We start from the raw sequence: 958 nt of genomic DNA, 5'->3' as shown, positions 1-958 counted from the left end.
TCAAAAACATTGACTTCGTATTTAGAATCAAAAAATTTTGGAGTACGGATACAATATTCTAATGAAACGGTTCCACTTGGCACAGGTGGTGCGATAAAAAAGGCATTAAAGTATGTAGATGATGATAACTTTTTTGTCATAAACGGAGATGTAATAACAAATATTGATTTAAAAAAATTACAAGCTCACCAGAATGCAATGGCAGTAATCCCACTTAGGACCGCTTATGGCGTGGTACATGTATCGGGAGAAAAAGTGACAAAATTTGAGGAAAAGCCTGAAATCTTTAATCACTGGATGAATGCTGGAATATACCATCTAAACAAAGAAATCATCAAACAACTTCCTGCAAAAGGAAATATCGAAGTCACTGCATTTCCTGCGTTGGCAAAACAAGGCAAATTACATGTAGTGAAATTTATCAATGTATTTTGGAATTCTGTTGATTCTCACAAGGATATTGACGAATGTGTTACAAGCATGGTAAAAACTAGACATGAGAAATTTCTTTCAAAGTGATCATTTTTGAGAATTGGAGTTAGTCTAGGATCTCTGCTCTCCGTTGAACAAATAATGGAATGCTCAAACACGTTGGCAAAATCTAATCCTGATTCCATCTGGATTCCAGAAACATGGGGTATGGATTGTTGCTCTGTNCTCTGCTTTCAGTTGAGCAAATAATGGAATGCTCAAACACATTGGCAAAATTCAATCCGGATTCTATATGGATTCCAGAAACATGGGGTATGGACTGTTGCTCTGTAATGTCAGCAGTCTCACAAATTGCCAAAAAACCAAAAATTGGCTCTTCTATAATGAATATCTATTCACGTAGTCCTGCACTTGTTGCAATGACTGCCTCAACCCTTGATGTTCTATCTGGGGGTAGAGTGATAATTGGACTAGGTACTAGTAGCCCTGCAATAGTTGAAGATTGGCATGGTACCAAGTTTTTGCA

The 958-nt window shown here is 37.0% G+C and carries 2 protein-coding genes; both read left to right on the top strand.

The genetic code is table 11. The features are described 5' to 3' along the window. A partial coding sequence (locus DYY66_RS00010; RefSeq protein WP_166285096.1) for a sugar phosphate nucleotidyltransferase occupies positions 1-519 on the top strand: 519 nt, incomplete at its 5' end. A gap of 161 nt (positions 520-680) precedes the next feature. After that, on the top strand, positions 681-958 hold a 278-nt coding region (locus DYY66_RS00005; protein WP_309223938.1), incomplete at its 3' end, for an LLM class flavin-dependent oxidoreductase.

The sequence above is a fragment of the Candidatus Nitrosotalea sp. FS genome, from assembly GCF_011319475.1.
Classification (GTDB): Archaea; Thermoproteota; Nitrososphaeria; order Nitrososphaerales; family Nitrosopumilaceae; genus Nitrosotalea.
Note: the sequence above shows the minus strand (reverse complement) of the source record. Positions and strands in the feature narration are given on the sequence as shown.